Here is a 25,165-nt window from a genome sequence, read left to right as displayed (position 1 = left end):
TCCGTGTCCTTCTGGGCAGGCCGCAAACGGCATCATGCAAAGCCGCGCCGCCCGCGGATCGCGAGGTGTCGGACTTCTCGACCTAAGCAGTCAGCCCCAGCTTCTGCGCCAGTCCGATCCGCTGCAGCTTTCCCGTTGCTCCCTTCGGGATTTCGTCCAGGATCACGAGCTTGCGCGGCACTTTAAAGTCCGCGAGCCGCTCGGCGACGAAGCTGCGCAAATCCTGCTCGGTGGCGCTCGTCTCCGGCTTCAGCACGACGGCCGCCCCCACCTCCTCGCCGAGCCTGTCATGGGGAATGCCGAAGGTGACGACCTGCGCCACGGCCGGATGGTCCATGAACACCTCGTCGACCTCCAGCGGGCTGATCTTCTCGCCGCCGCGGTTGATGATCTCCTTCAGGCGCCCCGTGATCCGCAGGAAGCCCTCCTCGTCGAACCGGCCCTGGTCGCCGGTGCGAAACCAGCGCTGGCCCTCGGCCTCGAAGAAGGCGCTCTGGTTCGCTGCCGGATTGGCCTCGTAGCCCGGTGTCACGTTCGGGCCGGAGATCACGATCTCGCCCAGAGATCCGTCCGGCAGCAACGTGTCCGCGCTCTCATCTGCGGTGCGCACCTGCGGGCCCGCCGCGAGCCCGACCGAACCCGCCTTGCGCACGAGCGGCGGCAGAGGGTTCGAGGTCATCTGGTGGCTCGCCTCGGTCATGCCGTAGCTCTCGATGACCGGAGCGCCGAAGGTCTCCTCGAGCGCCGTCATGACCTGGGGCGGCAGCGAGGCCGAGGAGGACCGGATGAAGCGCAGCTTCGTCGCCGCGATGATGCCGGCATTGCGCGGGGCCCGGGCGAGGATCGCCTGGTGCATCGTCGGGACGGCAGTGTACCAGGTCGGCCTGGCCGCCTCGAGCCAGGAGAAGAAGGACAGCGCGTTGAAGCCCGGCGAGCACCAGATCGACCCGCCCGCGGCAAAGGACGACAGCACGGCCGCGATCAATCCATGGATGTGGAAGAGCGGCATGATGTTGAGGCAGCGGTCCTCGGCCGTGAGGCGCAGCGTCTCGCCGATGTGGCGCGCGGACGCCGTGACGTTGCGCTGGAGAAGCGGCACGATCTTGGGTCGCGACGTGGTGCCCGAGGTGTGCAGGACGAGCGCCACGTCGTCCGGGCCGGCAAAACCGGTGGTGGCGTCCGTCGCCGTTCCGCTTGTTTCCGACGACAGGTCGAACCAGCCGGCCGGCCTGGAGGCATCCGTGTCGAGGCGGACGATGCGCACCCCATGGCGGGCGGCAACCGCCAGCGCGGGGCCGGTATAGTCGCGGGCCACGACCAGCGCCTTGGCCTTCAGGTCGGTGATGTAGAAGTCGAACTCGTCCTCGCGGTAGCCAAGGTTCAGCGGCGCGGTCGTCGCGCTGGCGGCGATGGTCGCAAAGGAGGTCGCCATCTCGGGGCCGTTCGGCAGGACGATGGCCACGCGATCCCCACGCCCTACGCCCATGGAATTCAGCGCCGCCTGGGTCCGGCCGGCGAGGTCGCGCAACCCGCCATAGGTCAGCGTCGGGCGGTCAGGAGCGTCGATAGCGGGCGAGGCCTCCGCACCGCGCTGCAGAAGCGCTTGGATCGTTTGCGACATGACGCGTGTCTCCGGCCTGCTATCGGCATCTTGCGCACTCGCACCGCAGACCCGGGCGGTTCACGGGCGAAGGCGAGTGATCGACTGTTAACATGAAGGATCGGAAGAGGTCACCGGAGACGCCCGAAGGGAATGCGCCGAAGCTGCGCCTCGAGATGAAACGCCCGCTTCCATGATCTGGGAGTCCGGCGCCGCCGCGACATCTGATCCGCTCCTCCCGACACCTTCTGGCTACTGGAAGTGGATGCGCGGATGGCCGTCAGCTCGCGCAATATCCACCGTCCACGGGGATGGTCACCCCGTTGATGAGCCGCGAGGCGGGCGAGACGAGAAAGACCGCCGTGCCGGCGAGATCCTCGGGTTCCGCCCATTCTCCGCCGGGAATGCGCGCGACCACCCTGGCGTTGAACTCGGGGTTCTCGCGCCCGCCGCGGCTGATCTCCGTCTTGATCCAGCCGGGGGCAATGGCGTTCACACGGATGCCCTCGGCGGCGAACGAGATCGCGAGCGATTTCGTCAACGAGATGATGGCCGTCTTGGCGGCCGCATAGGCGGGCACCTGCGGCGCGCCGAAATACGAGTACATGGACCCGATATTGACGAGGCATCCCCTTGTGCGCGCGAGGTGCGGCCGGAAGGCATTGGCGAGCCGCAGCGCCCCGACGAGGTGGATGTCGAGCACGTCCTTGAACACGTCCGGCTTGTATTCTTCCCAGCGAAAGAGCCGTCCGGCGCAATGAATGACCGCGTCGAGTGTCTCGATCCCGGCAGCCAGCGCGTCCACAGCCGCGTCGTCGCGCACGTCGAGAATTTCATACCGGATGCGGGCGTCAGGCTCCTTGGGCGGCGCCACGTCCGCCACGATCACATGCGCCCCGTGCGCGAGGAATGCCTGGGAAAAGGCGCCGCCGATCCCGCCCGCGCCACCGGTGATGAGAACGGTCTTTCCGGCGACACTGAAATCCGGACCGGGGATTGGCGTGGTCATGGCGGGCACTTTCGATAGCGTGTTCGGGGGACAACGGTCCGGTGCGCGGCACGGACCGCGTGCGGCAGGACAGCGCGCCTCAGAAGAAGGCGAGAGGACGAAGCGGCGAGCCGGAGCCGTTCTCGATGGGCAACGGCGCCATGAAGACGAAGCAGCTGCGCGGCAGCAGTTCGAGCCGGGCAACGCATTCCAGGATGAGGATCCGGTGAGGCAGCCAATGCCGGCTGTGGCCTGGCGCGTCGCCCATCACGCCGTCGACGATCGGGGTCTCGCAGGCGACCGTATCGGCGCCGACGGCCTTGACGCCCCGGTCGCGGAACAGGGTCGCCACGCCGTCGTCCATGCCGGGCTCGTTCTTGACATAGAAGTGGGCGCGCGCGTCGCAGTGCCAGAAGCGCTTCAGCCAGCCGAAGTTGACGAAGGCGATCTCGCCCTCTCCCACCGGGGCGCCATGCTTGCGCTCGTAGTCGAGGATGTCGTCGCGCGTCAGCACTTCCCCCGGCTTCCACTCGCGGTCGGAGAAGTCATAGACGCGCGCCGTGCCGACGAGGCAGTCGGCCGGGAATGTGTCGATCGTCTCGTGCATGCGATCGGCGTGGATGTGGGCCGGGGCGTCGCAGTGACAGCCCGTGTGCTCGGCCATGGCGATGGACTGGCAGTAATAGCCGTCGCGTTTGTGAGTCACCGTGGGGTCGATGACGAGGTGCGGATGGGTCGGAAATTTCGGCATGCCGCGTTCGAGCTTCGGCGCGAGGTCCACAGAGCGCATCGAGCGCACGAGGTCTCCCAGTGCCGCCACCTTGTCCGTCATGGTTTCCTCCCTCGTTTCGGTACCTGCGCACCTTTGTCGTCGTTGTCCTCAGCCCGCGATCAGGGCCTCGACGGCCCCCCTGTCGGGAAAGCTCTCCCGTCCGCCCTCACCTGCGCACTTGATTGCCGCGGCCGCGGCTGCAAAGCGCAGCGCCGTCGGCTCGTCGCCAGTCTCCACCAGCCGCAGCGCGAAGGCGCCGTGGAAGATGTCGCCGGCACCCACCGTCTCGATCGCCTCGACGGGGAAGGCCGGCATGGAGCGCGCAATGCCGTCCGGTCCGATCCAGCGCACGCCCTCCGGCCCCATGGTCACGGCCACGAAGCGGCAATCGCGGGCGGCGAGGCGCAGCCCCTCGGCGGGATCGTCGGTCCCGTAGAGGCCGGACAGGCCCGGCGCCGAGAAGATGGCGTGGGTCGCAGCTCGCACCACCTCCCCGGTCCTGGCATCGGCCGCCGCGTCCGCATCGAGGATGGCCGGCTTGCCCACGGCGCGCGCGGCGGCGAACACGGCCGCGGCTCCCTCGATCCAGCGATTATCCGCGAGGACCGCGTCCGCGCGCACGAGAGTGCCGAGCGGCAGCCAGGACGGATCGGGATCTACCGTATGCGGGCGGAAGAGGATGATGGCGCGGTCGCCCCTGCGATCCGCGAGGACGATGGAGTGAGGCGATGGAGTCCCGGGATAAAGTCTGGCGCTGGAGACGTCGACGTTCTCGCGGATCAGCCCGTCCAGGATGCGCCGACCGAGATCGTCGTCGCCGAGCCGGCCGCACCATGAGGCCTGGCCGCCAAGCCTGGCGACGATGACGGCGGCGTTCGCCGCCATGCCCCCGCCGCTTTCCCGATACGAGCGCGCGTGCATCTTGCCGTCTTCCGACGGCAGCCGGTCGACGCCATAGATCAGGTCGAGCGTCGCCACCCCGACGCAGGCGACCGACGGCGTCACTTCACCGCCCCCGTGAGCGTGCCCTTCACCAGGGCGCGCGAAGCGAGCCAGCCGACTGCGAGCACCGGCAGGATGGCGAGGATCGCCGCGGCCGAGGTTCGCGCCCAGCTCTGTCCCTCGCTGGTGAAGAAGGAGGCCATGAACACCGGCAGGGTGGCTGCGCCGCGCCCGGAAAGGTTCACGGCGAAGAAGAATTCGTTCCAGGTGAGGATGAGCAGCAGGAAGGCCGTCGTCGCCAGCCCGGCCCTGGAGAGCGGCAGCACGAGCTTGAAGAAGATGACCCGATGGCTGGCGCCTTCCATCATCCCGGCTTCGATCAGTTCGAAGGGAATGTCGCGGAAGAAGCTGCGCATGAGCCAGAGCGCGATCGGGATGTTGAGGGTCGTGTACATGATCACGAGCCCGACCAGCGAGTCGATGAGGCCGAGCTTGGTGTAGAGCAGGAAGATCGGCACGATCACCGCGACGCCGGGCATGAACCGGGTCGAGAGCGCGAAGAACAGGATGTCGTTCGCCTTGCGCCCGGGGAAGAAGGCGAGCTTGTAGGCCGCCGGCAGGGCGAGCGCGAAGGCTGCCAGCATCGAGCCGAACACCGCGATCAGCGTGTTGCCGAGATAATGCGGATAGCTGCCCGCCAGCGCGCCCATATAGTGCTCGGCCGTGAGCGGCACGAACAAGGTCGGCGGCACGGCGATGGCATCGGACTCGGCCTTGAAGCCGGTGAACACCGTCCACAGCACGGGAAAGCACATGACGAATGCGGCGAGGAAGGTCGCCAGCACGAGGAGACCATGGCGCAAAGGCGACGCCATGGCTCAGTTCCTCTCCATGTAGGGGCGCACATAGGCGAGCAGCGCCAGCGCCACCACCGTCGTCATGAACGCCGTGACGAGGCCGCCCGCCGCGGCGCGGCCGATCTCGTACTGCTCGGTCAGGATGCGGTAGACCGAGAACATCAGATTGACGCTCTGGTTTCCCGGCCCTCCATAGGTGCCGACATAGATCGGCCCGAACACCGGCAGCAACAGGATCGCCTCGATCAGCATGCCGACCGCGAGATAGGGCACGAGGTGCGGCAGGGTGATGTAGCCGAAGAGCTGCCAGGTGTTGGCGCCGTCGATCCGCGCGGCCTCCACCGACTCCTGCGGCAGGGACTGCAGGCCGGCGAGCAGGATCAGCATCATGAAGGGCGCCCACTGCCACGTCATCATCAGGATCACGGCCGAGCGCGGCGCATTGGTGATGAGGTCGATGGGCTCGAAGCCGAGCGAGGTCATGGCGAAGGCCAGCAACCCGTAGATCGGGTTCAGGATCATGTTCTTCCAGATGATGGGATTGACCGTCTCCATCACCAGGAAAGGCGTGAACAGCATGGAATAGGCGAGCCCCCGGCCGAAGCGGAGCTGGTTGACCAGCAAGGCCAGCCCCAGCCCGATCAGGGTCGTCAGGATAGCCGCCGTGACGGTGTAGAAGACGGTGTTCCAGATTGCCGTGCGGAACACCGCGTCGGAGAAGATGTAGGTGAAGTTGGAGATCCCGACGAAGCGCACGGGGCGGGCGGGATAGAGCAGGTTCCAGCTGTGCAGGCTGAAATACACGGTCGCCAGCAGCGGCACCTGCGTGGTGACGATGAGATACGCCACCGCCGGCCATGTTGCCCAGTTGGAGGGAGCAAGGCGGCCCCGCTGGGCCGCCTCCATCGTCGCGGATGCCAAGCTGAACGCTGCCTTACTTGATGTAGCCGGCGTCAGTCATCACGCGCACCGCCGCGTCCTGCGACTTGTTGAGCGCGTCGTCGACAGACATGCTGCCAGCGATGACCGCCGAAAAGTTCTGGCCGAATTCGGCCGCCCAGGACGCGTATTCGGGGATGTTGACCTGCGCCGTGCCGGTGTAGGGCACCTTGTCCTTCGACGGGTTCTTCATGTCCGCCGCCTCGATCGCCTTCAACACGGTTGCCGCGAAGGGGGCTGCGCCGGTGTAGTCCGCCCGCGCATAGGTCGACGTGCGCGTGCCCGAGGGGATCCGCAGCGGGCCCTCGGTCTTGGCGACGAGGTCGGCATACTCCTTCGAGGTGGCCCAGCGGATGAACTCGAAGCTTTCCTTCTTGTGCTTGGAGCTCTCGACGATGCCGAGCGCCCAGGTCCACAGCCAGGCAGAGCCGTTCTGCGAACCCTCTGTCGGCGCGAGCGCGTAGCCGATCTTGCCGGCAACCTTGGAGCTCTTGGGATCGGCCAGGAAGCCGGCGGCCACGGTGGCATCGACCCAGATCGCCGCCTTGCCCTGGCTCATCAGGGTCAGCGCCTCGTTGAAGCCGATGTTCGGCGCACCGGGAGCGCCGCACTTCTTCACGAGGTCGGTGTAGGCGACGAACGCCTTCTTGAAGGCGGGGCTGTTGATCTGCGGCTTCCAGTTCTCGTCGAACCACTTAGCGCCGTAGGAGTGCATGAAGGTGATGAAGGGCGCGAGCTGGCCGTAGTCCGGAATGCCCTTCATGGCGATGCCGTAGACGCCGTTCTTCGGGTCGTTGAGCTTGCAGGCGAACTCGGCGATCTGCGTCCAGGTCGGCGCGTCCGGCATGGTGAGGCCGGCCTTCTCGAACAGATCCTTCCGGTACATCGTGAAGGAGCTCTCGCCGTAGAAGGGCAGCGCATAGAGGTCGTTCTTGACGGACAACGCACCGCGGATCGTCGGGATGAGGTCGTCGAGGTCGTAGGCCTTCTTGTCGGCGTCGCTCAGGCCGGCAAACATCGGGGTCAGGGGCGCGAGCCACTTGTTGGCGACCCAGCTCGACTGCACCTCGTAGGGACCGACGGTGACGATGTCGTAGCGTCCTCCCCCGACCGCGACGTCCTGGGTGATGTTCTGGCGCAGCACAGCGTCGGGCAGCACGGCGAACTTCACGGTGATGTCGGGGTGCGCCTTGGTGAACTCGGCGCTGAGCTTCTCCATCATCACCATGTCCGGATTGTTCACGGTGGCGACGGTGATCTCGGTGGCGTGCGCCCCGGCGGCTCCGAGCAGGAACACGCCTGATAGAAGTAGAGCCCTCATGATTTTCCTCCTTTGCTTTGGTTTCTTGGCGGCGTCGTCAGGAAAAGGAGTTCGTCATGTCGAATGACGCAGGGTCAGGGAAAACGGCAGGATGACTTCTCCCTCGGCCGCCTCGCCGCCCTGCAGGAGGGAGAGGACGGCCGGCCCGAAATCGAGGGCGGGGATGCGGACAGTGGTCAGCCAGGGCGCCAGCCACTCGTTGACCCGGTTGTCGTCGAATCCGCAGATCGCGAGATCCGCGGGCACGCCGACGCCGCGCTCGGTGGCGGCGCGGTGGATGCCGTAGGCGATCATGTCGTTGCCGCAGAACACGGCGCGCGGCGGTGAAGCGCGGCTGAGCAGCTCCCGTCCGTGCCGGTAGCCTGCCTCCATGGTGAGCTCGCTTTCGATCTGCGTGACGCTATCGGCGGGAACACCGCTCTCCGCGAGGCAGGCAAGAAAGCCCGTGAGCCGCCCGCGGCTCGCCGAATAGCGGCGCGAGCCATGGATGATGGCGAAGCGCGCATAGCCCCGGTCAAGAAAGTGGCGCGCCACAACGCGCCCGGCGGCCTCGTTGTCGATGCCGACGAAGGGCGCCTTCACCCCCGGCGACGGACGGCGATTGACGAACACCACCCGCGTCTTCGAGCGGGCCAGCGCCCGCAGGCGCGGAGTGTCGATGGCGCCGAGAAGGATGACGGCGTGCGGCCGAAGCCCCTCCGCATCGTCGATGAGCTCGTCCTGCCGGTCCGCGTCCTCGCCCGTGTTGCATAGGACCATCGAGAGCCCGGCGGTCTTCAGCGCCTGCTCGAGCGAAATGGCGACGTCGGCGCAGAAATCATTGGTAGCGTCGGGCACGATGAGCACCACGATGCGCGTCGTGGCGAGCCGCAGGGAGCGGCCGATCTCGGACGGTGTGTAGCCGAGTTGCCGCGCCGCATGGCGAACCCGCTCCAGCGTCTCCGGCGCGACCCGGTCGGTCTTGCCGGTGAAGACACGCGAGACGGTGGCGGTCGAGACGCCCGACTCCCGGGCGACATCGAAGACCGTCGCCGGCTTGCGGTTCACGGCTCCTCCCACCGGCAGCTCCTTTGCAAATTCTAGGGTTCAGGCCGATGTCAACGTGTACATCACGAAACGAGGTCATATGTCAACGTTTACACGCGTCCGTGGGGGCTTTACACAGAACCCGGCAGGCCGGTGGACCCGGCCACCCTCCGGAGCAAGCGACCATGGCCCGATCCGCCTCACCCGCCCTCGCCACGCTGCAGCGCCCGTCAGGCGCGTTCGCGATGCTCGCGGTGGACCAGCGTGAATCCATGCGGGCCATGTTCGCGGAAAAGCAGGACGGGCCGGTGAGCGACGCTCAGCTCTCGGATTTCAAGATGGCGGCACTGCGCGTGCTGACCCCTGCAGCCTCCGCCGTGCTGATTGATCGACCCTTCGCCTGGGACCGGGCCGTGGCCGAAAAGGCCGTCGCTCCCGGCTGCGGACTGATCGCGGCGGCGGACGACTTTATCCCAGCCCATGGCGAGCTCGTCGGAGAGGTGGAGCTCGATCCTCTGGTGGAACCCGCCAAGGTGAAGAAAGACGGTGGCGTGGCCTTGAAGCTACTGGTGCCGTGGCGTCCCGACCAAACGCCGGAAAGCCGCCGCGCCCTCGTCGAGGCCTTCCTGGCGCGCTGCCGCGAGGCCGACCTGATCAGCATCGTCGAGCCCGTCTCGCGCAGGCCGCGCGACGGCCGGGCCTGGGATGCGGAGGCCGGGATCCTCGCAGCGGCACGCGAACTCGGCTCCTGCGGCGCCGATCTCTACAAGGCCGAGGTCCCGAACTATGGCAAGGGCGGCGAGGCGCTGGTCCGCCGGCAGGCGGCCGAACTCACCGAGATCATCGCCAGCCCCTGGGTGGTACTCTCCTCGGGGGTGGCACCCGACGACTTCCCCCAGGCCGTTGAATGGTGCTGCAAGGAAGGCGCCTCCGGCTTCCTTGCTGGCCGCGCGGTATGGCGCACGGTCATCGGCAACGCCGACACCGAAAAGGCGCTGCGGGAGGACGCCCTGCCCCGCCTGGAACGGCTGTGCGAAGTGGTGGACCGGGCGCGCTGATCAACGCGGCGCTACGGTGTCACCGGCACCGAAGCAACATCGCCGGACCAGGCTCGAGTGAAGTGCACGCGAACGCTCACCCGGCGCTCGACGACGCGTTCGCCGGGGATCTCGTCATAGATCCCCATCGAGCTCACGAAGATCAGCCGCCGCACGCCGGTCTGGGCCATCACGCAGACGATGGCCTCGGCCTGTCGTTCCAGGTCTCCGGCCAGGTTCGCGTAGACGATGTCATTTCCGGTAACGGCCCGCACCAGCGTCGCGCGGTCGAGGAGCTGGACTTGCTCAGGGTCGTATCTCAGCCCGCGGGTGGGTGGCGTAGCCAAGCCAGCGGGAGAGTGGAGCACCAACAGTCATCGGATTAGGCTGGAAATCGTGCATGCACTGATCAGCTGGAGTGATGAATGCTGACCGATGAGCTGGCCGATCTCGCGATCTTCGCGCTTGTCGCGGAAGTGCGCAGCTTCACGCGGGCCGCCGCCCGGCTCGGCCGCTCGCAATCGGCGCTGAGCCAATCGGTCCGGCGGCTGGAAGAGCGGTTGAAGATCCGGCTTCTGACCCGCACGACCCGCAGCGTCATGCCCACGCCGGCAGGCGAACAGCTGCTTGAGACGCTCAGGCCGGCACTGGGCGATATCGAAGCTCGCCTGGACGCTCTCAGCGCCCTGCGGGAGGAGCCGTCCGGTTCGCTGCGGCTGACGGCTGGGCGGCATGCCGTGGAGACCGTCCTCTGGCCGGCCGTGCTGCGGCTCACCGCCCGCTATCCCGACATCAAGGTCGAGATCTCCGTGTCGTCGGCGCTCAACGACATCGTCACCGAGCAGTTCGACGCCGGCGTGAGGCTCGGGGAACAGATCGCCAAGGATATGGTCGCGCTGCGGATCGGTCCCGACCTGCGCATGGTCGTCGTCGGATCACCTGCCTACTTCGCCGAGCACGGTACTCCGCAGGAACCGCAGGATCTCACCCGGCACCGCTGCTGCAACATCCGGCTCGCGTCCTCCGGAGCCCTTTATGCATGGGAGTTCGAGCGCGATGGCCACGCCGTCAACGTGCATGTCGACGGCCCCCTGGTGCTCAACGATTCCCAGCTGCTTTTGGACGCTGCGCTGAACGGGGGCGTGCTCGCGATCATCATGGAAGACGTGGCAAGAGATGCCGTCGCGGCGGGGCGGCTGGTCCAGGTGCTGGAGGACTGGAGCCCTCCGTTCGCGGGATACCACCTTTACTATCCCAATCGCCGGCACCCTTCTCCGGCCTTTTCGGCTCTGCTCGACGAGTTGAGGGCAAGCCCGCAGAGGAACGGCTCCCCGGCGTGATCCCGGGCATTCATTAGCGGATCGAATAAGCGCATCCAGCGAGCGCCCGCTAATCGCAGGAAGTCGCGACGTCTAAGTGTCGGCCAGCCCGTCCGGGTCGGCGCCGCATCGCGCTCCGCCTCCGGACCTGCGGGAGGAGCAATCGACATGGCAAGCGACGTGATCGTGGTCATCGGCGCCGGCGGAATCGGCATGGCCATCGCCCGCAGGCAGGGCTTCGGCAAGACCGTCCTTCTTGCGGATTTCAACGACAAGCTCCTCGCGGCCGCGGCCGAAGATCTCCGCAACGGCAGCTACCACGTCGAGACACAGATCGTGGATGTGTCGTCCCGGAGCTCCGTCCAGGCCCTGGCGGACAAAGCCCAGTCGCTGGGCAGAGTCACGCAGGTCGTCAACACGGCCGGGCTCTCGCCCAACATGGCGCCTCCGAACCGGGTCCTGGCCGTCGACCTCTACGGCTCGGCGCTGGTGTTCGAGGTGTTCGGCCGCATCATCGCCCCCGGCGGGGCCGGCCTCGTGATCTCCAGCATGGCCGGCCACATGATGCCGCCCCTGACGGCCGAGCAAAACCACGCCCTGGGCTTCACGCCGGCCGACGAACTGCTCGACCTGCCGTTCCTGAAGGGCGACGCGGTACCGAACTCGATGGCGGCCTACATCATGGCCAAGCGCGCCAATCATCTTCGCGTCCAGGCCGAAGCGATCGCCTGGGGCAGGCGTGGCGCACGGGTCAACAGCATCAGCCCCGGCATCGTGGCGACGCCCCTGGCCCAGCACGAGCTCAACTCGCCCATCGGCGAGGGCTATAGGGCGATGCTCGCCGCGTCTCCGGCCGGGAGGATGGCCCCGCCCGAGGAGATCGCGGTGGCCGCGTCCTACCTCCTCGGCCCCGACGCCGGCTTCGTGACCGGCAGCGACCTCCTGATCGACGGGGGCGTGATCGCCGCCATGTTCGCGGGCACGCTGCCGATGCCGGGCTGAGGCCCGGCCGAGCCACTTCCCTCCTGCAAGGGACTACAGTCATGACCAACGTCCTTGTCGTCATCGGTCCCGGCCAGATCGGCCAGGCCATCGCCCGGCGGATCGGGACCGGCAGGCACGTTCTGCTGGCCGACCGCTCCCGAGAGAACGCCGCTGCTGCCGCCGAAGTGCTGGCCAACGCGGGCTTCGAGACCAGCACCGCCGAGATTGACGTCTCCTCCCGCGCCGACGTCGAGAGGCTCGTCACTCAGGCGACGGGCCTCGGCGAAGTGACCGGCCTCGTCCACGCTGCGGGCGTCTCGCCGAGCCAGGCGCCGATCGAGACCATCCTGAAGGTCGACCTCTACGGAACGGCCCTGGTGCTCGACCTCTTCGGCGAGGTCATCGCGCCGGGCGGTTCCGGCGTGGTGATCGCCTCGCAGTCGGGCCACCGGCTCCCGGGGCTTCCCACCGAGACGAACAAGGCGCTGGCAATGACGCCGGTGGAGGACCTGCTGGCGCTGCACTTCCTCGCGTCAGGCGAGTTCAAGGACACCTTGCACGCCTACCAGCTCTCCAAGCGCGGGAACGTGCTGCGCGTCGCCGCAGAGGCGGTGCGCTGGGGCAAGCGGGGCGCACGGATCAACGCGATCAGCCCTGGCATCATCATGACCCCTCTCGCGCGGGACAAGCTGATCGGCCCCCGTGGCGAGGGCTACAGGCGCATGATCGACATCTCCGCAGCCGGCCGGGCCGGCACGCCGGACGAGGTCGCCGGCGTGGCGGCGGTGCTGATGGGGCCGGACGGAGGCTTCATCACGGGCAGCGACATCCTGATGGATGGCGGCGTCACGGCGGCCTATTGGTACGGAGAGCTTGCGCCGGAGTGAGGCGCAGGTCCGCAACCCTGGACCAGCCTGCCATGATCCGCATCCGGCCCGCGTCCCCGGCCGACGAAACCACCCTGGGTCGCCACGGCGCCCTGCTGGTCGACATGCACCATGGCCTCGACCCCGAGCGGTTCATCCCGGCCGGTCCTGACACCGCCCGCGCCTACGGCCGCTTCCTGACAAGCCACCTCGGCCGGGAGGACGTCGTCGTCCTTGTCGCCGAGGAGGCGGGCAATTGCCTCGGCTACACCTACGCGGGTGTCGAAGGGACCGACTACATGGCGCTGCGCGGTGCGGCCGGGGTCATCTACGACCTCATCGTGGATCCCGCGCGCCGCCGCGAAGGGATCGGACGACGGCTGCTGGACGCGACCCTGGCCGCTCTCCTCGAACGCGGGGCTCCGCGGGTAGTGCTTTCCACGGCCGCACGCAACGCTGCGGCCCAGAGCCTGTTTCGCAAGATCGGCTTCCGGCGCACCATGGTGGAGATGACGTGGGAGCCGCACGGCAAGGAGTGACGGCTCGTGCATGTCTTCGAATCCCTTCTGGCCCTGCTCCTGGCTGCCACGCTCCTTTCCATATTCGCGCGCCGGTACGGCGTGCCCTACCCCACGTTGCTGGCCCTCGGCGGGGCCCTGCTCGCCTTCGTGCCGGGCGCACCCCGGCTCGACCTTCCCCCGGACCTGACCCTGGCGCTCTTCGTCGCGCCCGTGCTGCTCGACGCGGCCTATGATGCATCGCTGCGGGACCTGCGCCGGAACTGGATTCCGGTCTCATCGCTCGTGCTGGTCGCCGTCGGCCTTACCACCGTGGCCGTCGCCTTCACGGCCCGGTGGCTTTTCCCGGAGATGCCCTGGGCGGCGGCCGTCGCGCTGGGCGCCCTGCTGGCGCCGCCCGATGCCGTCGCTGCGCTCGCGGTGCTGCGCCAGGTCGAGCCGCCCCACCGCATGCGCGTGATCCTGGAGGGCGAGAGCCTGCTGAATGACGCCTCCGCGCTGCTGATCTACCGGCTCGCCGTGGGAGCGGTGGCGGCGGGCGGGTTCAGTCTCAAGGACGCGGCGCCCGCGTTCGCCCTGGTCTTCGCCGGCAGTGTTCTCGTGGGGTGGCTCGCCGCGTTCCCCGCACGCCGGCTGACAGGAATGATCGAGGATGCGCCGAGCTCGGTCATCCTCCAGTTCGTGATGACCTTTGCCCTCTGGCTCCTGGCAGAGCGCCTTGAATTGTCGGGCGTGGTCACCCTGGTCGTGTTCGGCCTGACGCTGGCGCGGCGGACGTCCTCGCCCATGCCGGCCCGCCTGCGGATCCCGTCCTTCGCCATCTGGGAGACGGCGACCGTTGTCCTCAACGTCCTCGCCTTCACGCTGGTCGGCCTGCAGCTCGGTCCCATCTGGACCGCGCTCGGCCCCGCTGAACGCTGGCACGACCTGCTGGCCGCGGTTGCCATTCTGGGGGTCGTCATCGTCGTCCGCATCGCGTGGGTCTTCACTCATCACTACGCGGATGCCATCGCCCGGCGGGTCTTCTCCCGGGGCTCTCCTCGGCAACAGGACGCCCCCTCCGCCCGCGAGGCCCTGGCCGTGGGCTGGTCGGGCATGCGTGGCATCGTCACCCTTGCCGCGGCGCTCGCCGTACCCGCCGGGTTCCCAGAGCGCGACGCGATCCAGTTGACGGCGTTCGTGGTCGTGCTGGGCACCCTGGTTCTCCAGGGTCTCACGCTACGACCCCTCCTGCGATTGCTGGCACTGCCGAAGGACGACGTTGTCGAGACGGAGCTGCGGCTCGCAAGGAAGGCCGTCCTGAAGGCGGCCATGGGGACGCTCGACGGGAATACCAGCGCCGAGGCCGAGCGCCTGCGACAGGACTACACCGAGGACCTCGGGCAGGCGCGATTGTCTGACGCGCCGCATCCCGCCCCCGGGGCCTCTTTGCGACGGCGGGCTTTGGTGGCGAGCCGTGCCAGCGCTCGAGGATCTTCGCAGCGCCGGGACCATCGGCGACGAGGCCTACCGTCGCATCGAGGAGGACCTGGACTGGCGGGAGCTCAGCCTGAGCCGCGGGGCCAATTGAGCCTAGAACGGCGGGCGGCCTCATTGATAAGCCGGCGTCATAGGTTCAGTCAGATTACCCCGGCTAATCGCAGGGCGTTCTGATCGCTACCTTCAGAAAGCAGGGGCCGCTGTCGGTGTGAGCGTCAGGGTGCTCTCCAGACGCTGGCCTCCGCTCCACGCCGAAGGTGACGCAATGTCCTCCTCCCATCCCTCCGGTCTCGCGACGGACGCAACCCACGCATGGCCGCAAGCGGCTGAAGGCCAGCCGGACCGCGTTCCGCTGCACATGCTCGTGGTGCTGAGCGCGCTGATGGGCTTGGGCAACATCGCGACCGACATGTACCTCCCGGCCCTGCCGGCGATGGCCCAGGCACTCAAGGCGGCACCGGGGCAGATGGAGTTCACCATCTCCGGCTACCTCATCGGCTTCGGCCTCGGTCAGCTGCTCTGGGGGCCGCTTGGCGACCGCTTGGGACGCAAGGGGCCGGTGGCCGCAGGCCTCGCCCTCTTCGTCGTGGCGACGATCGGCTGCGCCCTCTCGACGTCCGTCGCGACGCTTACACTGTGGCGTGTGGCCCAGGCGTTGGGCGCCTCGGTCGGGCCGGTCCTGTCGCGCGCCATGGTTCGGGACCTGTATGCCCGGGACCGGGCGGCGCAGATGTTGTCCACCCTGATCACCATCATGGCCGTGGCGCCGCTCGCCGCGCCGATCCTCGGCGGCCAGATCGTGGCTCTCTGGTCGTGGCAGGCCATCTTCTGGCTGATCGCAGTCTGCGGATCCGCGGCCTTGCTGGCGCTGCGGACCATTCCCGAGACGCTTCCTCCGTCCCGCCGCGACCCGACGCCCTTGCGCGAAGCGTTCGCCAGCTACGCAAGCCTTCTCGGAGAAAAGCGGCTCGTCGGCTATGCACTGGCAGGCGGCTTCTACTACGCGGGGATCTTCGCCTACATCGCCGGCACGCCGTTCGCCTATATTGAGTACTACGGCGTGGACCCGCGTCTCTACGGCCTGCTCTTTGGATTGGCGGTCGCGGTGATCATGGGTGCCAACGTCCTGAATGCCCGCTTCGTGCGCCGCTTCGGGGCCGATCGGATTTTGCGGGCGGCCACCCTGGTGCTTGCCGTCGGTGGAGCCCTGGTCATGGTCACGTCGCGGACTGGCTGGGGCGGCCTGCCTGGCCTCGTGGCTGCCCTCCTGCTCTACACGTCGATGTCGGGCTTCATCGTCGCCAACTCCGTGGCGGGCGCGCTCGCCGCCTTCCCGCGCCAGGCCGGTGCTGCCTCCGCGCTGGTCGGCGCTACCCACTACGTCATGGGCATGCTGAGCGCCGGCATGGTCGGCGCCTTCGCCGATGGCACGCCCTGGCCCATGGGCTGGATCATCGGCGCCGGCGGCATCCTCAGTTTCACCGTGACGCGGCTGCTCCTGCCCAGGATCCCCGTCGCCAACGCTTCGACAGGAGAAACGTCATGAAGACACGCACCCTCGGCCATGACGGCCTCGAAGTCTCCGCCCTCGGCTATGGCTGCATGGGCCTCACCTCGGCATACGGCACGCCGGCACCCCACGACGAGGCCGTCGCCATGATCCGGGCGGCCTATGAGGGTGGCATCACGTTCTTCGACACGGCCGAGGCCTACGGTCCGTTCTCGAACGAGGCTATCCTGGGCGAGGCCGTCGAACCCTTCCGCGACCGGGTGGTCCTGGCGACCAAGTTCGGATTCGACATCGATATGGCGACCGGCGCCCGCACCGGACGGCTCAACAGCCGGCCCGATCACATCAGCGCCGTGGTCGAGGCCTCCTTGCAGCGACTGCGGACAGATCGCATCGATCTCCTCTACCAGCACCGGGTCGATCCCGCCGTTCCGATGGAGGATGTGGCGGGCGCGGTGAAGGACCTGATCGCTGCCGGCAAGGTCAGGCACTTCGGCCTCTCGGAGCCCAGCCTGGAATCCCTGCGTCGTGCGCACGCCGTGCAGCCCGTCACCGCTCTTCAGAACGAGTATTCGCTCTGGACCCGCGACGTGGAGGAGAACGGCGTCCTTGCGCTCTGTGAGGAACTCGGGATCGGCTTCGTGCCGTTCAGCCCACTTGGCGCCGGCTTCCTGACGGGCACCATCGACCCGGCAACCCAGCTCGCGCCGACGGATTTCCGCTCGATGTCGCCCCGTTTCGCTTCAGCCGCGCGAGCCGCCAACATGGCGCTCGTCGACCTCCTGAAGCAGATCGCCGGGACCAAGCAGGCCACCCCCGCCCAGGTGGCGCTCGCCTGGCTGCTGGCCCAAAAGCCCTGGATCGTGCCGATCCCCGGCACGACCAAACGGCATCGCCTCGAGGAAAACCTCGGCGCAGCGCAAGTTGAACTCACAGCCGCTGACCTCGCGTCCATTGCAGACGCTGCGTACAGGATCCCCATCCACGGCGCGAGGCTTCCTGAGGCCGTGCTGGCCCAGACCAACCGCTGACGGCAACCGGCGAGAGCCGTGTCCAGTCCCGGTGCTCTCGTCTCGGAAAAAAGCAGGTCCGTCCTGACTGCCGTCAGCGATGGTCGGGTAGTTGCTCCATCGCACCCTCTGTGACGCAGTTTCCCTTCTCTGGCCAAGAGCGGCCTAATTCGCCTGTCGGCGGAAGTTCAGCGGACTTGCTCCCGTGGCTCTCCTGAACGCGCGTGAAAAGTTCGACTGCGACGAGAAGCAGCACGCGAGGGCGATCTCGGCCAGGGGAAGGCGCCCGAGGGCGAGGAGAGTCTTCGCGCGTTCCAGTCTCATCCGGCCGACATAGCGGTGGGGAGGCATCCCCATGCGCCGGGTGAACATCCGGTTGAAGTGGAAAGGACTCAGGCACGCCGCCGCGGCGAGGTCGTCGAGGCTGATATCTTGCTCGATGTGTTGGGCCATGTACTCCAGCACGCGCCGCAGCCTCTGTTCATCAAGGCGATGCTGGCGCGGCACCGGACCAGCCCTGCCCCGGCCGCTGGCGTAGCGCTCCACGATCCGCCCGGTCAGTCGCTGCGACAGGTCCTGCACGCGCAACTGCGAAGTCGATGTCGGCTCCCGCATCTCCGACAACAGGTGCCAGCCGGCCTGCCGGATCAGGTCGTCCCGCACCCCGGCGAGGTAGCGGACGGAGTCCGCGGCCACCGGAGCACCTCCATGTTCGTCGGCGTGGCGAATGAAGCCGTCCACCGGCAGATAGAGATGCAGGATGTCGTGCCATTCGGAGATCCGGATGTCCTCCTCCTGCACCCCGCTCGGGCAGAGCCAGATGACGCCGGGCTCGACTTGCGTCCGCTGCCAGACACCCTGGCCGCGGCGCGTCACCACGCAGTCCTCGTGGCAGGCGACGGCGATGCAGATCTCCAGCGCCTTCGGCTCGAAGGGCGGCAGCTCCGCGGCTTCGTGATGGCGCAGGTCCGCCACCAGTCCGTGCCAGGCGAGTGATCGGGAGGTGGAGACGACGTCGAGCCCGCCATACTTGCGCAGCCCGTCGGCGAGCAGGTCCATGGAGCAACCTCACGGGGGAACAAGGTGCGCGTGCACCCTAGCATTTGCAGGCCCGCGCGGCGGCAAAAACAGCAATCTGGGAACGGACACGTGAACCGCCCTCTGGGAGCGTAGGGGCTCCTTCTTCCCGGCGAGGAGCCTGCGATGGACCAGCAGCGACGGCGGACGACGCTGACCATTCTCACGAGTGCAATGACCCTGCTCGCGACTGCGGGAGCAACGGCGATGGCAGAAACGGCTTCATCAGACCTGCCCGCGCAACTGGTGCAAGATTTCCACGGCGCCTTCGGTAATCGGCATGCCCGGGCGGTCCACGCCAAAGGGGTTATTCTCCAGGGCAGCTTTCAGCCGACTGCCGATGCAGCGAAACTCTCGACCGCGTCGGTGTTCGCGGGCCGCCGCCCGGTTACCGTGAGGTTCTCGGACTTCACCGGCCTGCCCGACATCCCCGACACCAGCGGAGATGCGAACCCGCGCGGCCTGGCCATCAAGTTCGATCTCCCGGACGGGGCGACGTACGACATCGTCTCCCACAGCTTCAACGGCTTTCCGGTGGCCACTGCTGCGGAGTTCAGCACGCTGCTCCAGGCCCTGCCGAAGAGCGGCCCGGACGCGGCCAAGCCGACGCCGCTCGACGCCTTCTTCGCATCCCACCCGCGCGCGCTCGCCTTCTTCACCACGCAGAAGCCGCCACCCGAGAGCTTTGCGACGGCCGCCTATTTCGGGGTGAACGCCTTCTACTTCGTGGATGCGGCCGGGAAGAAGCTTGCCGTGCGGTACCGCTACGTTCCCGGCGACGGCGAGCACTATCTGTCGCCAGACGCAGTGAAGGCCCGCTCGGCCGACTATCTCATGGACGAGATCGGGCCCCGCGTCGCCGAGCACCCCGTTACCTTCACCTGGATCGCCCAGGTCGGCGATCCCGGCGACAGGGTCGACGACCCCTCCCTCGCCTGGCCCGACACTCGCCGGCAGGTGACGCTCGGGGTCATCACCATCGACAAGGCGGTTCCCAATACGCCCGAGCGCGATCGCGCGCTCCTCTTCCTCCCCGGCGACGTTCCCTCCGGGATCGGTATCGCCGATCCCATGGTCGAGGTGCGCAACGCGGCCTACCCGGTGTCGTTCGGTGAACGGCAGTAGGTCGCGGGTCCTCGCCGCCGGTGTTCTGGCTGCGGGGATCGCCAGCGGTACCGGGCAGGCTGGTTCGGCACCGCCGGAGACGCTCCGGCCCATTCTCAATGAAGCTCTGCCCAACCTTCCCGGGCAGACGATGACGGCCGTCGAGGTCAATTTGCCGCCGGGCTCGAGATCATCGCCACACCGTCATGGCCGCGCCTTCCTGTTCGCCCGCGTGCTCGCCGGAACCGTGCGGAGCCAGATCGAGGGTGAGCCTGTCCGCACCTACCGAACCGGAGACAGCTGGACCGAGAAGCCCGGGGATCATCACGTCCTGACTGAGAACGGCAGCGCGACCGAGCCGGCGATGCTGCTCGTCGTCTTCATCGCGCCGACGGGCGATGCGCTGAAGGCGGACGATCCGTGACCCTGGCATCGATCTGAAAGGACATCCGACATGAGCTTGCGGATCGACTACCAGGCGCTGGCCGCGCCGGGAATGAAGGCCCTCGGGGCGCTTTATGGATACGTATCGGGATGCGGGCTCGAGAAGTCCCTGGTCGACCTCGTCTACCTCCGCGCCTCGCAGATCAATGGCTGCACCTACTGCATCGACACTCACGCGCAGGACCTGCTGAAGGCGGGTCAGTCCCCTCAGAAGCTGCTGCTGCTGTCCTCGTGGCGGGAGGCGGAAGGCTGGTTCACCCCTCGTGAGCAGGCGGCGCTCGGCTGGACCGAAGCAGTTACGTTGGTCGCCGACAGCCATGTCCCTGACGAGGTCTTTGCATCGACCCGGGCCCTCTTCGACGGGAAGGAGCTGGTCGACCTGACGCTCGCGATCGGTCTGATCAACACCTACAATCGGATCGCGATCAGCTTCCGGCGGGGCCCCGAGCCCCGCCAGCCGGTGTGAAGCCGTGGATCGGACGAGCCGACCATTCGGATCGCTTTTTGGACCTGCTGAACGTCAGCTCAAGGTCAATCCTTCGCGTTCGGCTCGGCCAGCCCAGGCCTCCACGACGGCCTTACTCCTCACCGTCCGCGGCAATGGCTGCAAACAGATCGACGCGATTGCCGTCGGGGTCATTGAGCATGGCGTAACGCTGGCCCCAAAAGGCGTCCCAAGGCTCCTTGCGGCCCACGTAGCCAGCAGCCACGACATGATCGTATGTCGCGTCGAGCTCGGCGGCGTTGTCGCACCGGCAGGCGAAGGTCACACGTTGGCCAACCGGCTGGACCCAATCGGGATAAGCCTGCCTCATCATCGCCTCGGTGAGAAATCCCAGGGTCGCGCCCCCCGGAGTGGCGACCTGCACCTGCATCTCGTCGTCCAGTCCGTCGGGCACCTGCAAACCCAAGGTCCGGTAGAAGCGGAGCGCGTCGGCCATGTCGGCGACGACAATGTCGATGGTATGGGGGATCACAGCCATAGATGCGGTTCCTTGCTGTTGAATATTCGATACGCTATCGTTTCGTATGAACGAGTCAAGAGTTTCGGGACGGCCGCGTAGCGAAAAGGCGCAGGTCGCCATCTTGGATGCGGCGTTTCGGCTGCTGGTCGAGCGCGGCTACGCGGGCGTGACCATCGAGGCAGTGGCCGCGGCAGCGGGTTCGGGCAAGACGACCATCTACCGCTGGTGGCGGTCTCGCGCTGAACTCGCCGTCGACGCTTTCTTCCGCGCAACCGAAGAGCAGCTGCGCTTTCCCGACACGGGCTCGGCGGAGGGCGATTTCCGGTCTCAAATCGGAGAGCTGGCGCGACTGTTGCGCGGAGAGAAAGGGCGTGCTCTCGCCGCGATGTTGGGTGTTTCACGCTCCGAGCCTGAGTTGGCCAAAGCCTTGGGGGAGCGATGGCTTGCCCCCCGGCAGCGCTGGGGTCTTGAGCGGATGGCGCGCGCCGTGGAAGCAGGCGAGGTGAGGTCCGGCGTCCACATTCGGGCTGCGCTTTCGGTTCTTTACGGACCTCTCTATGTCCCGCTGCTCTTCGGAGGTGACGTTCCATCCGGATGCGACGTTGACGCCTATCTGGACGTGGCATGCGCCGGCATTTTCGCCCGATGACCCCGCTTCGCGGGGTCGGGTCCCGGACGCGCGCAATTGGCAGGGATGGCCTGGTGTCACCCGAAATCCCGGATGCGCGCTCCGCTTCGGCGGCCAGACGCTTGCCCTGTCCCGATCCGGTGACGGTTGGGCCGGGTCGGTCGAAGATGTTGTCGCGGGATCGTTGCTGAGCCACCCAAGGGAATAGCGTGGAGCGGAAGACTTTGGCCGGCGCCTCGGTTCTCCAGCGCTTCAGGGCCGCGGCGGGTCGAGCAGCACCCACAGCCGTGAGATCTTCCCGTCAACGATTTCAGCCACGTCGGTGCCGGTGACGGCGATCGGGCCGCCGTCCGGGCCGGCCTGCCAGCGCAGTGACCCCAGGCCGTGATGGCCGACGGCATCGGCCATGGGGGCAAATCTAAAGGTGGGTCCGAACTGCTCCAGCAGTGTGCCGGCGACGTTCGAAATCGCCTCCCGGCCGCGCACGACGGTCGTGGGCTCATACATGACGGGCTCCTCGACGAAGAGCATTGCGACGGCGTCGGCTCGCCGCGCGGCATCCCGCTCGTTGAAGACGTGCTCGAGGTTGCGGCGGAGCAACGTGTCGTAGTCGGGTTCGGGGGCGGCGCTGGCGGACATGAGTGGTTCTCTCCTGGACGACCGGGGCTCAGCCGAACCTGACGAGGTTGTGGGCCGCGAGGGGACCACCCGGAAACTGGACGAGGCGGCTTCCGACAGCAAGGGTGCCGAGATCAATGCCGAAGAAGCCGAGCCGCTCGATCAGGGAAGCAACCTGCTGCTTCGCCCCGCCGTCGTCCCCCGAGTAGAACAGCACGCGCTGGCCACCCTCGGAAGCCGGGTCGCCCGACAGGATGTGGGAGCGAAGGTGGTTGAACGCCTTGACCACGCGCCCGCCCGGAACGAGGTCGGCTAAGACCTCCGACGACGATCGACCGCCGAGATCGACCGGCTTGAACAGGGGCGCCTCGATCGGGTTGTTGGCGTCGATCACGATACGTCCGCCGAAGTCGGGCAGGCCGGCCAGCGCGGAGGGCAGCTTGGACCAGTTGACGGCGACGATGACGATATCACGGGCGGCCGCATCCTCGCGCGTTCCGGCGGTGATGCTCGGTCCCAGGCCCGCGACGAGATCCGCGAGAGATGCAGGTCCGCGGCTGTTCGCGATGACGGCGGAGATGGTGTGCCGGGACAACGCCGCCGCGATGGCGCCGCCGATCTCTCCGGCCCCGATGATGCCGATGCTGGTCATGATGCGCTCCAGGATGTCCGAATGGCTCAGGCGGACTGGCCGCCGTCGACGTTGAGGGTGGCGCCGGTGATGTAGCTGGCGTCAGGGCCGGCCAGGAACGCCACCGCGGCGGCGATCTCCTCCGGCTGGCCATACCTGCCGAGGGCCGCCAGTCCTTTCAGCATGCCCGAGAAGGCACCGTCCTCCGGGTTCATGTCCGTGTTGATCGCACCCGGCTGGATCACGTTGACGGTGATGGCGCGGGGACCGAGGTCGCGCGCCCACCCACGGGTATAGGCCGCGACGGCCGCCTTGGTGGCGATGTAGTCGGCCGCCCCGGCAAAGGGGACGTGGTCGGCACCGGTGGTGCCGATCGAGATGATCCGGCCGCCGTCGGTCAGGAGCGGGACGGCGGCGCGCACTGCGGCCGCCACCCCCTTCACGTTCACCGCGAGCTGGTGGTCGAACGCGGCGAGATCCGCCTGGGGGTCGCCGACAGGACCGGTCACGAACACGCCTGCGGAGTTCACCAGGATGTCCAACCGTCCGAGGACCCGATGGGCCTCGCGGACAAGCGTCTCCACGTCGGTGGGGATCGCCTGGTCGGCGCGAATGGCCACGGCGCGCCGGCCGAGTTGCTCGACTGCGGCGACCACGTGCTCCGCCTGGTCCTTCGACCGGGAGTAGCTGAAAGCCACGTCTGCGCCGTCCCTAGCGAGACGCTGCACGATCGCAGCGCCGATGCCGCGGGATCCGCCGGTGACCAGTGCGGTCTTGCCGGCGAGGGGGCGGATGGCTGGGGACATGAGGTGGCTCCGTGTTTCGAAGCCCGGAGGTTGCCTCTTTTATTTCCCTCGAAGTAGCCGGAACTGCCTTGACACACTTTCAAGCAAACATTGAAGGTGAGGCCATGCAGTCCCTCGCCAACCTCGAGTGCTTCGTCCGCAGCGCCGAACTGGGGAGCTTCTCCGAAGCCGCGCGGCGCATGTCGCTGTCCCCGGCCGCGGTGAGCCGCAGCGTCGCCGTGCTGGAGCGCAGCCTGGGTGTCCGCCTGTTCCATCGCTCGACGCGCAGCCTCACGCTGACGGAGGCGGGTGAGACGTTCCGGCTGGCGATCGCGGGTCCGCTCGAAGGGGTTCAGGACGCCATCGCGGGGATCACGCGGGCGAGAAACGAGCCTGCGGGCCTTCTGAAGCTCAGCATGCCGCCGACGCTCGGCCTCACGACCATCCTGCCGATGCTCCCGGACTTCCTCGCGCGATATCCGCTCGTCAAGCCCGAGTGGCACTTCGAGAGCCGCCCGGTCGACCTCGTCGCGGAGGGCTACGACGCCGCGATCGGCGGCGGCTTCGAGCTGTCGCCGGGCTTCGTGGCAAGGCCGCTCGCGCCCGCCCATATTATCGCCGTGGCATCACCCGGCTTTGTCGCTGGCAGGCCGCAGCCGAGGGACCCGGGGGACCTTCAGGAATGGGACGGCATCGTTGTGCGGTCGATAGCGACGGGACGCATCCGCCACTGGACGCTGCGCGATGCCGGCGGGCGGGAGATGCCCGGCCTCTTGCGGGAGACGATCATCGTCAACGACCCGGCGGCCTCGCGCGAAGCAGCGCTCCTCGGCCTCGGCGTCGCCATGCTCGCCGTCCCCGACGTCCTGCCCGCGTTGGATGACGGACGACTCGTTCGGCTTCTGCCGCACTGGTACGCCGATGCGGGCGCGATCTCGCTCTACTACGCGTCGCGCCGGCTCCTGCCGGCCAAGACCAGAGCCTTTGTCGACTGGCTTCAGGCGTCGTTCAAAGCGCAACGCCTGGCGGAGCGCTTCGCGGGAAGCCTTGGACGGGCGTGAAACAGCGAACAGATGCAGAGTAGGACTTTCCGCCGTAAAGCGGACGTCCCCAACGTCTGCTCAGGGTCAAGAAGTCGCTTTCAGCGGGGCTGTGGGCACTGCCGGCAGTCATAGTGCTGGACCGTGCAATGCCGCAGCTCTCCCGGTGGAGGCGGCGGCGGCCCGGCGATCCATCATGCGTGCGATGGAGCAGGCATATGTATCACGGACAATGGTAGCGGAGGAGCGTGTTTGTTCCAACGCCACCCTGCTTTTCCGTTATATATAGGTCGCATAAATTGCTGACAGATTTGGACTTTTTGAAGTTATCGAAACGACACCGGTGCAATCAACTGCAATGCAATTAATTGCAGCTAGGCGCTTTTCCCTTGCCCACGCACGGCTAGGAGTTAGAAAGGAGGCATAGGACTTAATTCATTTCCAGGAGGTACTAATGGTCAAGATCACGGCAGACGGCAAAGACGCCACCGAGCGTCATGTGAACTGTAACAAGTTCGACCTCGCCAAAGCGTACGGCATTGTCGAAGGCGTGCGCCTTGCCTCTGCGCAACAGCCGGAAAGCGGTATCGATAGTTCCTTGCGTGCAGCATTGGACGCAATCGAAGCGGCAGACTGCGAGTGGGATGGCCTTACGAACCCGGGCTGAGTTCTACCCTAGGTGGGGCCGCCTAGGTGCACGGCAGG

The 25,165-nt window shown here is 67.3% G+C and carries 27 protein-coding genes and 1 pseudogene; 14 read left to right on the top strand and 14 right to left on the bottom strand.

What is annotated here, in order from left to right; genetic code table 11:
* Positions 1-82 precede the first annotated feature (82 nt).
* The 8 genes from AC5JCN_RS00815 to AC5JCN_RS00780 form a co-directional block, all read right to left on the bottom strand.
* A complete protein-coding gene (locus AC5JCN_RS00815; RefSeq protein ID WP_495753100.1) occupies positions 83-1,621 on the bottom strand; it encodes an acyl--CoA ligase in 1,539 nt (512 codons plus the stop codon).
* A gap of 259 nt (positions 1,622-1,880) precedes the next feature.
* The gene (locus AC5JCN_RS00810) at positions 1,881-2,609 is read right to left on the bottom strand and encodes an SDR family NAD(P)-dependent oxidoreductase (RefSeq protein ID WP_495753099.1); all 729 of its coding nucleotides are present in this window, start codon (positions 2,607-2,609) and stop codon (positions 1,881-1,883) included.
* A gap of 79 nt (positions 2,610-2,688) precedes the next feature.
* Positions 2,689-3,420, bottom strand: coding sequence for a cyclase family protein (locus AC5JCN_RS00805; RefSeq protein ID WP_495753098.1), 732 nt, complete (start codon positions 3,418-3,420; stop codon positions 2,689-2,691).
* A gap of 48 nt (positions 3,421-3,468) precedes the next feature.
* Positions 3,469-4,365 (bottom strand): PfkB family carbohydrate kinase, encoded by an 897-nt coding sequence (locus AC5JCN_RS00800; RefSeq protein ID WP_495753097.1) that lies wholly within the window; start codon positions 4,363-4,365, stop codon positions 3,469-3,471.
* Positions 4,362-5,177, bottom strand: a complete 816-nt coding sequence (locus tag AC5JCN_RS00795) for a carbohydrate ABC transporter permease (protein ID WP_495753096.1) — start codon at positions 5,175-5,177, stop codon at positions 4,362-4,364. Before AC5JCN_RS00795 ends, AC5JCN_RS00800 begins: the two co-directional genes overlap by 4 nt.
* 3 nt (positions 5,178-5,180) lie before the next feature.
* Positions 5,181-6,080: a carbohydrate ABC transporter permease gene (locus AC5JCN_RS00790; protein WP_495753095.1), complete on the bottom strand. Its 900-nt coding sequence runs from the start codon at positions 6,078-6,080 to the stop codon at positions 5,181-5,183.
* A gap of 13 nt (positions 6,081-6,093) precedes the next feature.
* Positions 6,094-7,419: an ABC transporter substrate-binding protein gene (locus tag AC5JCN_RS00785; protein WP_495753094.1), complete on the bottom strand. Its 1,326-nt coding sequence runs from the start codon at positions 7,417-7,419 to the stop codon at positions 6,094-6,096.
* A gap of 54 nt (positions 7,420-7,473) precedes the next feature.
* Positions 7,474-8,466, bottom strand: a complete 993-nt coding sequence (locus AC5JCN_RS00780; protein ID WP_495753093.1) for a LacI family DNA-binding transcriptional regulator — start codon at positions 8,464-8,466, stop codon at positions 7,474-7,476.
* Positions 8,467-8,630: 164 nt separating this feature from the next.
* On the opposite strand from AC5JCN_RS00780, the gene AC5JCN_RS00775 reads away from it, so the two are divergent.
* Entirely contained in the window at positions 8,631-9,503 is an 873-nt protein-coding gene (locus tag AC5JCN_RS00775) for an aldolase (protein ID WP_495753092.1), read from the top strand.
* 11 nt (positions 9,504-9,514) lie between these two features.
* Here the strand turns inward: AC5JCN_RS00775 and AC5JCN_RS00770 are convergent, their stop codons facing one another.
* Positions 9,515-9,850, bottom strand: a complete 336-nt coding sequence (locus AC5JCN_RS00770) for an NAD(P)H-binding protein (protein WP_495753091.1) — start codon at positions 9,848-9,850, stop codon at positions 9,515-9,517.
* 57 nt (positions 9,851-9,907) lie between these two features.
* Here AC5JCN_RS00770 and AC5JCN_RS00765 point away from each other — a divergent pair, with 57 nt between their 5' ends.
* The 7 genes and pseudogenes from AC5JCN_RS00765 (at position 9,908) to AC5JCN_RS00735 (ending at position 17,189) form a co-directional block, all read left to right on the top strand.
* Positions 9,908-10,822: a LysR family transcriptional regulator gene (locus tag AC5JCN_RS00765; protein WP_495753090.1), complete on the top strand. Its 915-nt coding sequence runs from the start codon at positions 9,908-9,910 to the stop codon at positions 10,820-10,822.
* Between the two features lie 147 nt (positions 10,823-10,969).
* Positions 10,970-11,803 (top strand): SDR family oxidoreductase, encoded by an 834-nt coding sequence (locus AC5JCN_RS00760; protein ID WP_495753089.1) that lies wholly within the window; start codon positions 10,970-10,972, stop codon positions 11,801-11,803.
* Positions 11,804-11,844: 41 nt separating this feature from the next.
* The gene (locus tag AC5JCN_RS00755) at positions 11,845-12,672 is read left to right on the top strand and encodes an SDR family oxidoreductase (RefSeq protein WP_495753088.1); all 828 of its coding nucleotides are present in this window, start codon (positions 11,845-11,847) and stop codon (positions 12,670-12,672) included.
* Between the two features lie 32 nt (positions 12,673-12,704).
* Positions 12,705-13,190 carry a GNAT family N-acetyltransferase gene (locus tag AC5JCN_RS00750; RefSeq protein WP_495753087.1) on the top strand — a complete coding sequence of 162 codons (486 nt, stop codon included), beginning with the start codon at positions 12,705-12,707 and terminating at the stop codon, positions 13,188-13,190.
* A 6-nt stretch (positions 13,191-13,196) separates the two neighbouring features.
* A pseudogene (locus tag AC5JCN_RS00745) lies at positions 13,197-14,739 on the top strand (cation:proton antiporter).
* Positions 14,740-14,913: 174 nt separating this feature from the next.
* Positions 14,914-16,194, top strand: coding sequence for a Bcr/CflA family multidrug efflux MFS transporter (locus tag AC5JCN_RS00740; protein WP_495753086.1), 1,281 nt, complete (start codon positions 14,914-14,916; stop codon positions 16,192-16,194).
* The gene (locus AC5JCN_RS00735) at positions 16,191-17,189 is read left to right on the top strand and encodes an aldo/keto reductase (RefSeq protein WP_495753085.1); all 999 of its coding nucleotides are present in this window, start codon (positions 16,191-16,193) and stop codon (positions 17,187-17,189) included. Before AC5JCN_RS00740 ends, AC5JCN_RS00735 begins: the two co-directional genes overlap by 4 nt.
* Before the next feature lie 144 nt (positions 17,190-17,333).
* Here AC5JCN_RS00735 and AC5JCN_RS00730 read toward each other — a convergent pair whose 3' ends face one another.
* Positions 17,334-18,227, bottom strand: a complete 894-nt coding sequence (locus tag AC5JCN_RS00730) for a helix-turn-helix domain-containing protein (RefSeq protein ID WP_495753084.1) — start codon at positions 18,225-18,227, stop codon at positions 17,334-17,336.
* A gap of 144 nt (positions 18,228-18,371) precedes the next feature.
* Here AC5JCN_RS00730 and AC5JCN_RS00725 point away from each other — a divergent pair, with 144 nt between their 5' ends.
* The 3 genes from AC5JCN_RS00725 to AC5JCN_RS00715 are packed head-to-tail and all read left to right on the top strand — an operon-like array spanning position 18,372 to position 20,259.
* Positions 18,372-19,370 carry a catalase family peroxidase gene (locus AC5JCN_RS00725; RefSeq protein ID WP_495753083.1) on the top strand — a complete coding sequence of 333 codons (999 nt, stop codon included), beginning with the start codon at positions 18,372-18,374 and terminating at the stop codon, positions 19,368-19,370.
* Positions 19,357-19,773, top strand: coding sequence for a cupin domain-containing protein (locus AC5JCN_RS00720; RefSeq protein WP_495753082.1), 417 nt, complete (start codon positions 19,357-19,359; stop codon positions 19,771-19,773). Before AC5JCN_RS00725 ends, AC5JCN_RS00720 begins: the two co-directional genes overlap by 14 nt.
* Before the next feature lie 30 nt (positions 19,774-19,803).
* Positions 19,804-20,259: a carboxymuconolactone decarboxylase family protein gene (locus AC5JCN_RS00715; RefSeq protein ID WP_495753081.1), complete on the top strand. Its 456-nt coding sequence runs from the start codon at positions 19,804-19,806 to the stop codon at positions 20,257-20,259.
* 112 nt (positions 20,260-20,371) lie between these two features.
* Here the strand turns inward: AC5JCN_RS00715 and AC5JCN_RS00710 are convergent, their stop codons facing one another.
* Positions 20,372-20,776 carry a VOC family protein gene (locus AC5JCN_RS00710; protein ID WP_495753080.1) on the bottom strand — a complete coding sequence of 135 codons (405 nt, stop codon included), beginning with the start codon at positions 20,774-20,776 and terminating at the stop codon, positions 20,372-20,374.
* Positions 20,777-20,879: 103 nt separating this feature from the next.
* Here AC5JCN_RS00710 and AC5JCN_RS00705 point away from each other — a divergent pair, with 103 nt between their 5' ends.
* Positions 20,880-21,407 carry a TetR/AcrR family transcriptional regulator gene (locus AC5JCN_RS00705; protein WP_495753079.1) on the top strand — a complete coding sequence of 176 codons (528 nt, stop codon included), beginning with the start codon at positions 20,880-20,882 and terminating at the stop codon, positions 21,405-21,407.
* A gap of 231 nt (positions 21,408-21,638) precedes the next feature.
* Here the strand turns inward: AC5JCN_RS00705 and AC5JCN_RS00700 are convergent, their stop codons facing one another.
* From AC5JCN_RS00700 to AC5JCN_RS00690, 3 genes are read right to left on the bottom strand one after another with little or no spacing between them, the layout of a single operon-like run.
* A complete protein-coding gene (locus AC5JCN_RS00700) occupies positions 21,639-22,025 on the bottom strand; it encodes a nuclear transport factor 2 family protein (protein ID WP_495753078.1) in 387 nt (128 codons plus the stop codon).
* Between the two features lie 28 nt (positions 22,026-22,053).
* A complete protein-coding gene (locus AC5JCN_RS00695; RefSeq protein WP_495753077.1) occupies positions 22,054-22,656 on the bottom strand; it encodes an NADPH-dependent F420 reductase in 603 nt (200 codons plus the stop codon).
* A 26-nt stretch (positions 22,657-22,682) separates the two neighbouring features.
* Complete coding sequence (locus AC5JCN_RS00690) at positions 22,683-23,441, bottom strand: SDR family NAD(P)-dependent oxidoreductase (protein ID WP_495753076.1); 759 nt, start codon at positions 23,439-23,441, stop codon at positions 22,683-22,685.
* Between the two features lie 104 nt (positions 23,442-23,545).
* Here AC5JCN_RS00690 and AC5JCN_RS00685 point away from each other — a divergent pair, with 104 nt between their 5' ends.
* Both AC5JCN_RS00685 and AC5JCN_RS00680 read left to right on the top strand, forming a co-directional pair.
* Positions 23,546-24,481, top strand: coding sequence for a LysR family transcriptional regulator (locus tag AC5JCN_RS00685; RefSeq protein WP_495753075.1), 936 nt, complete (start codon positions 23,546-23,548; stop codon positions 24,479-24,481).
* 433 nt (positions 24,482-24,914) lie between these two features.
* Complete coding sequence (locus AC5JCN_RS00680; RefSeq protein ID WP_495753074.1) at positions 24,915-25,127, top strand: hypothetical protein; 213 nt, start codon at positions 24,915-24,917, stop codon at positions 25,125-25,127.
* Positions 25,128-25,165: the final 38 nt, after the last annotated feature.

Source organism: Alsobacter sp. (genome assembly GCF_059501845.1).
This window is presented reverse-complemented; position numbering and strand designations above follow the sequence as displayed.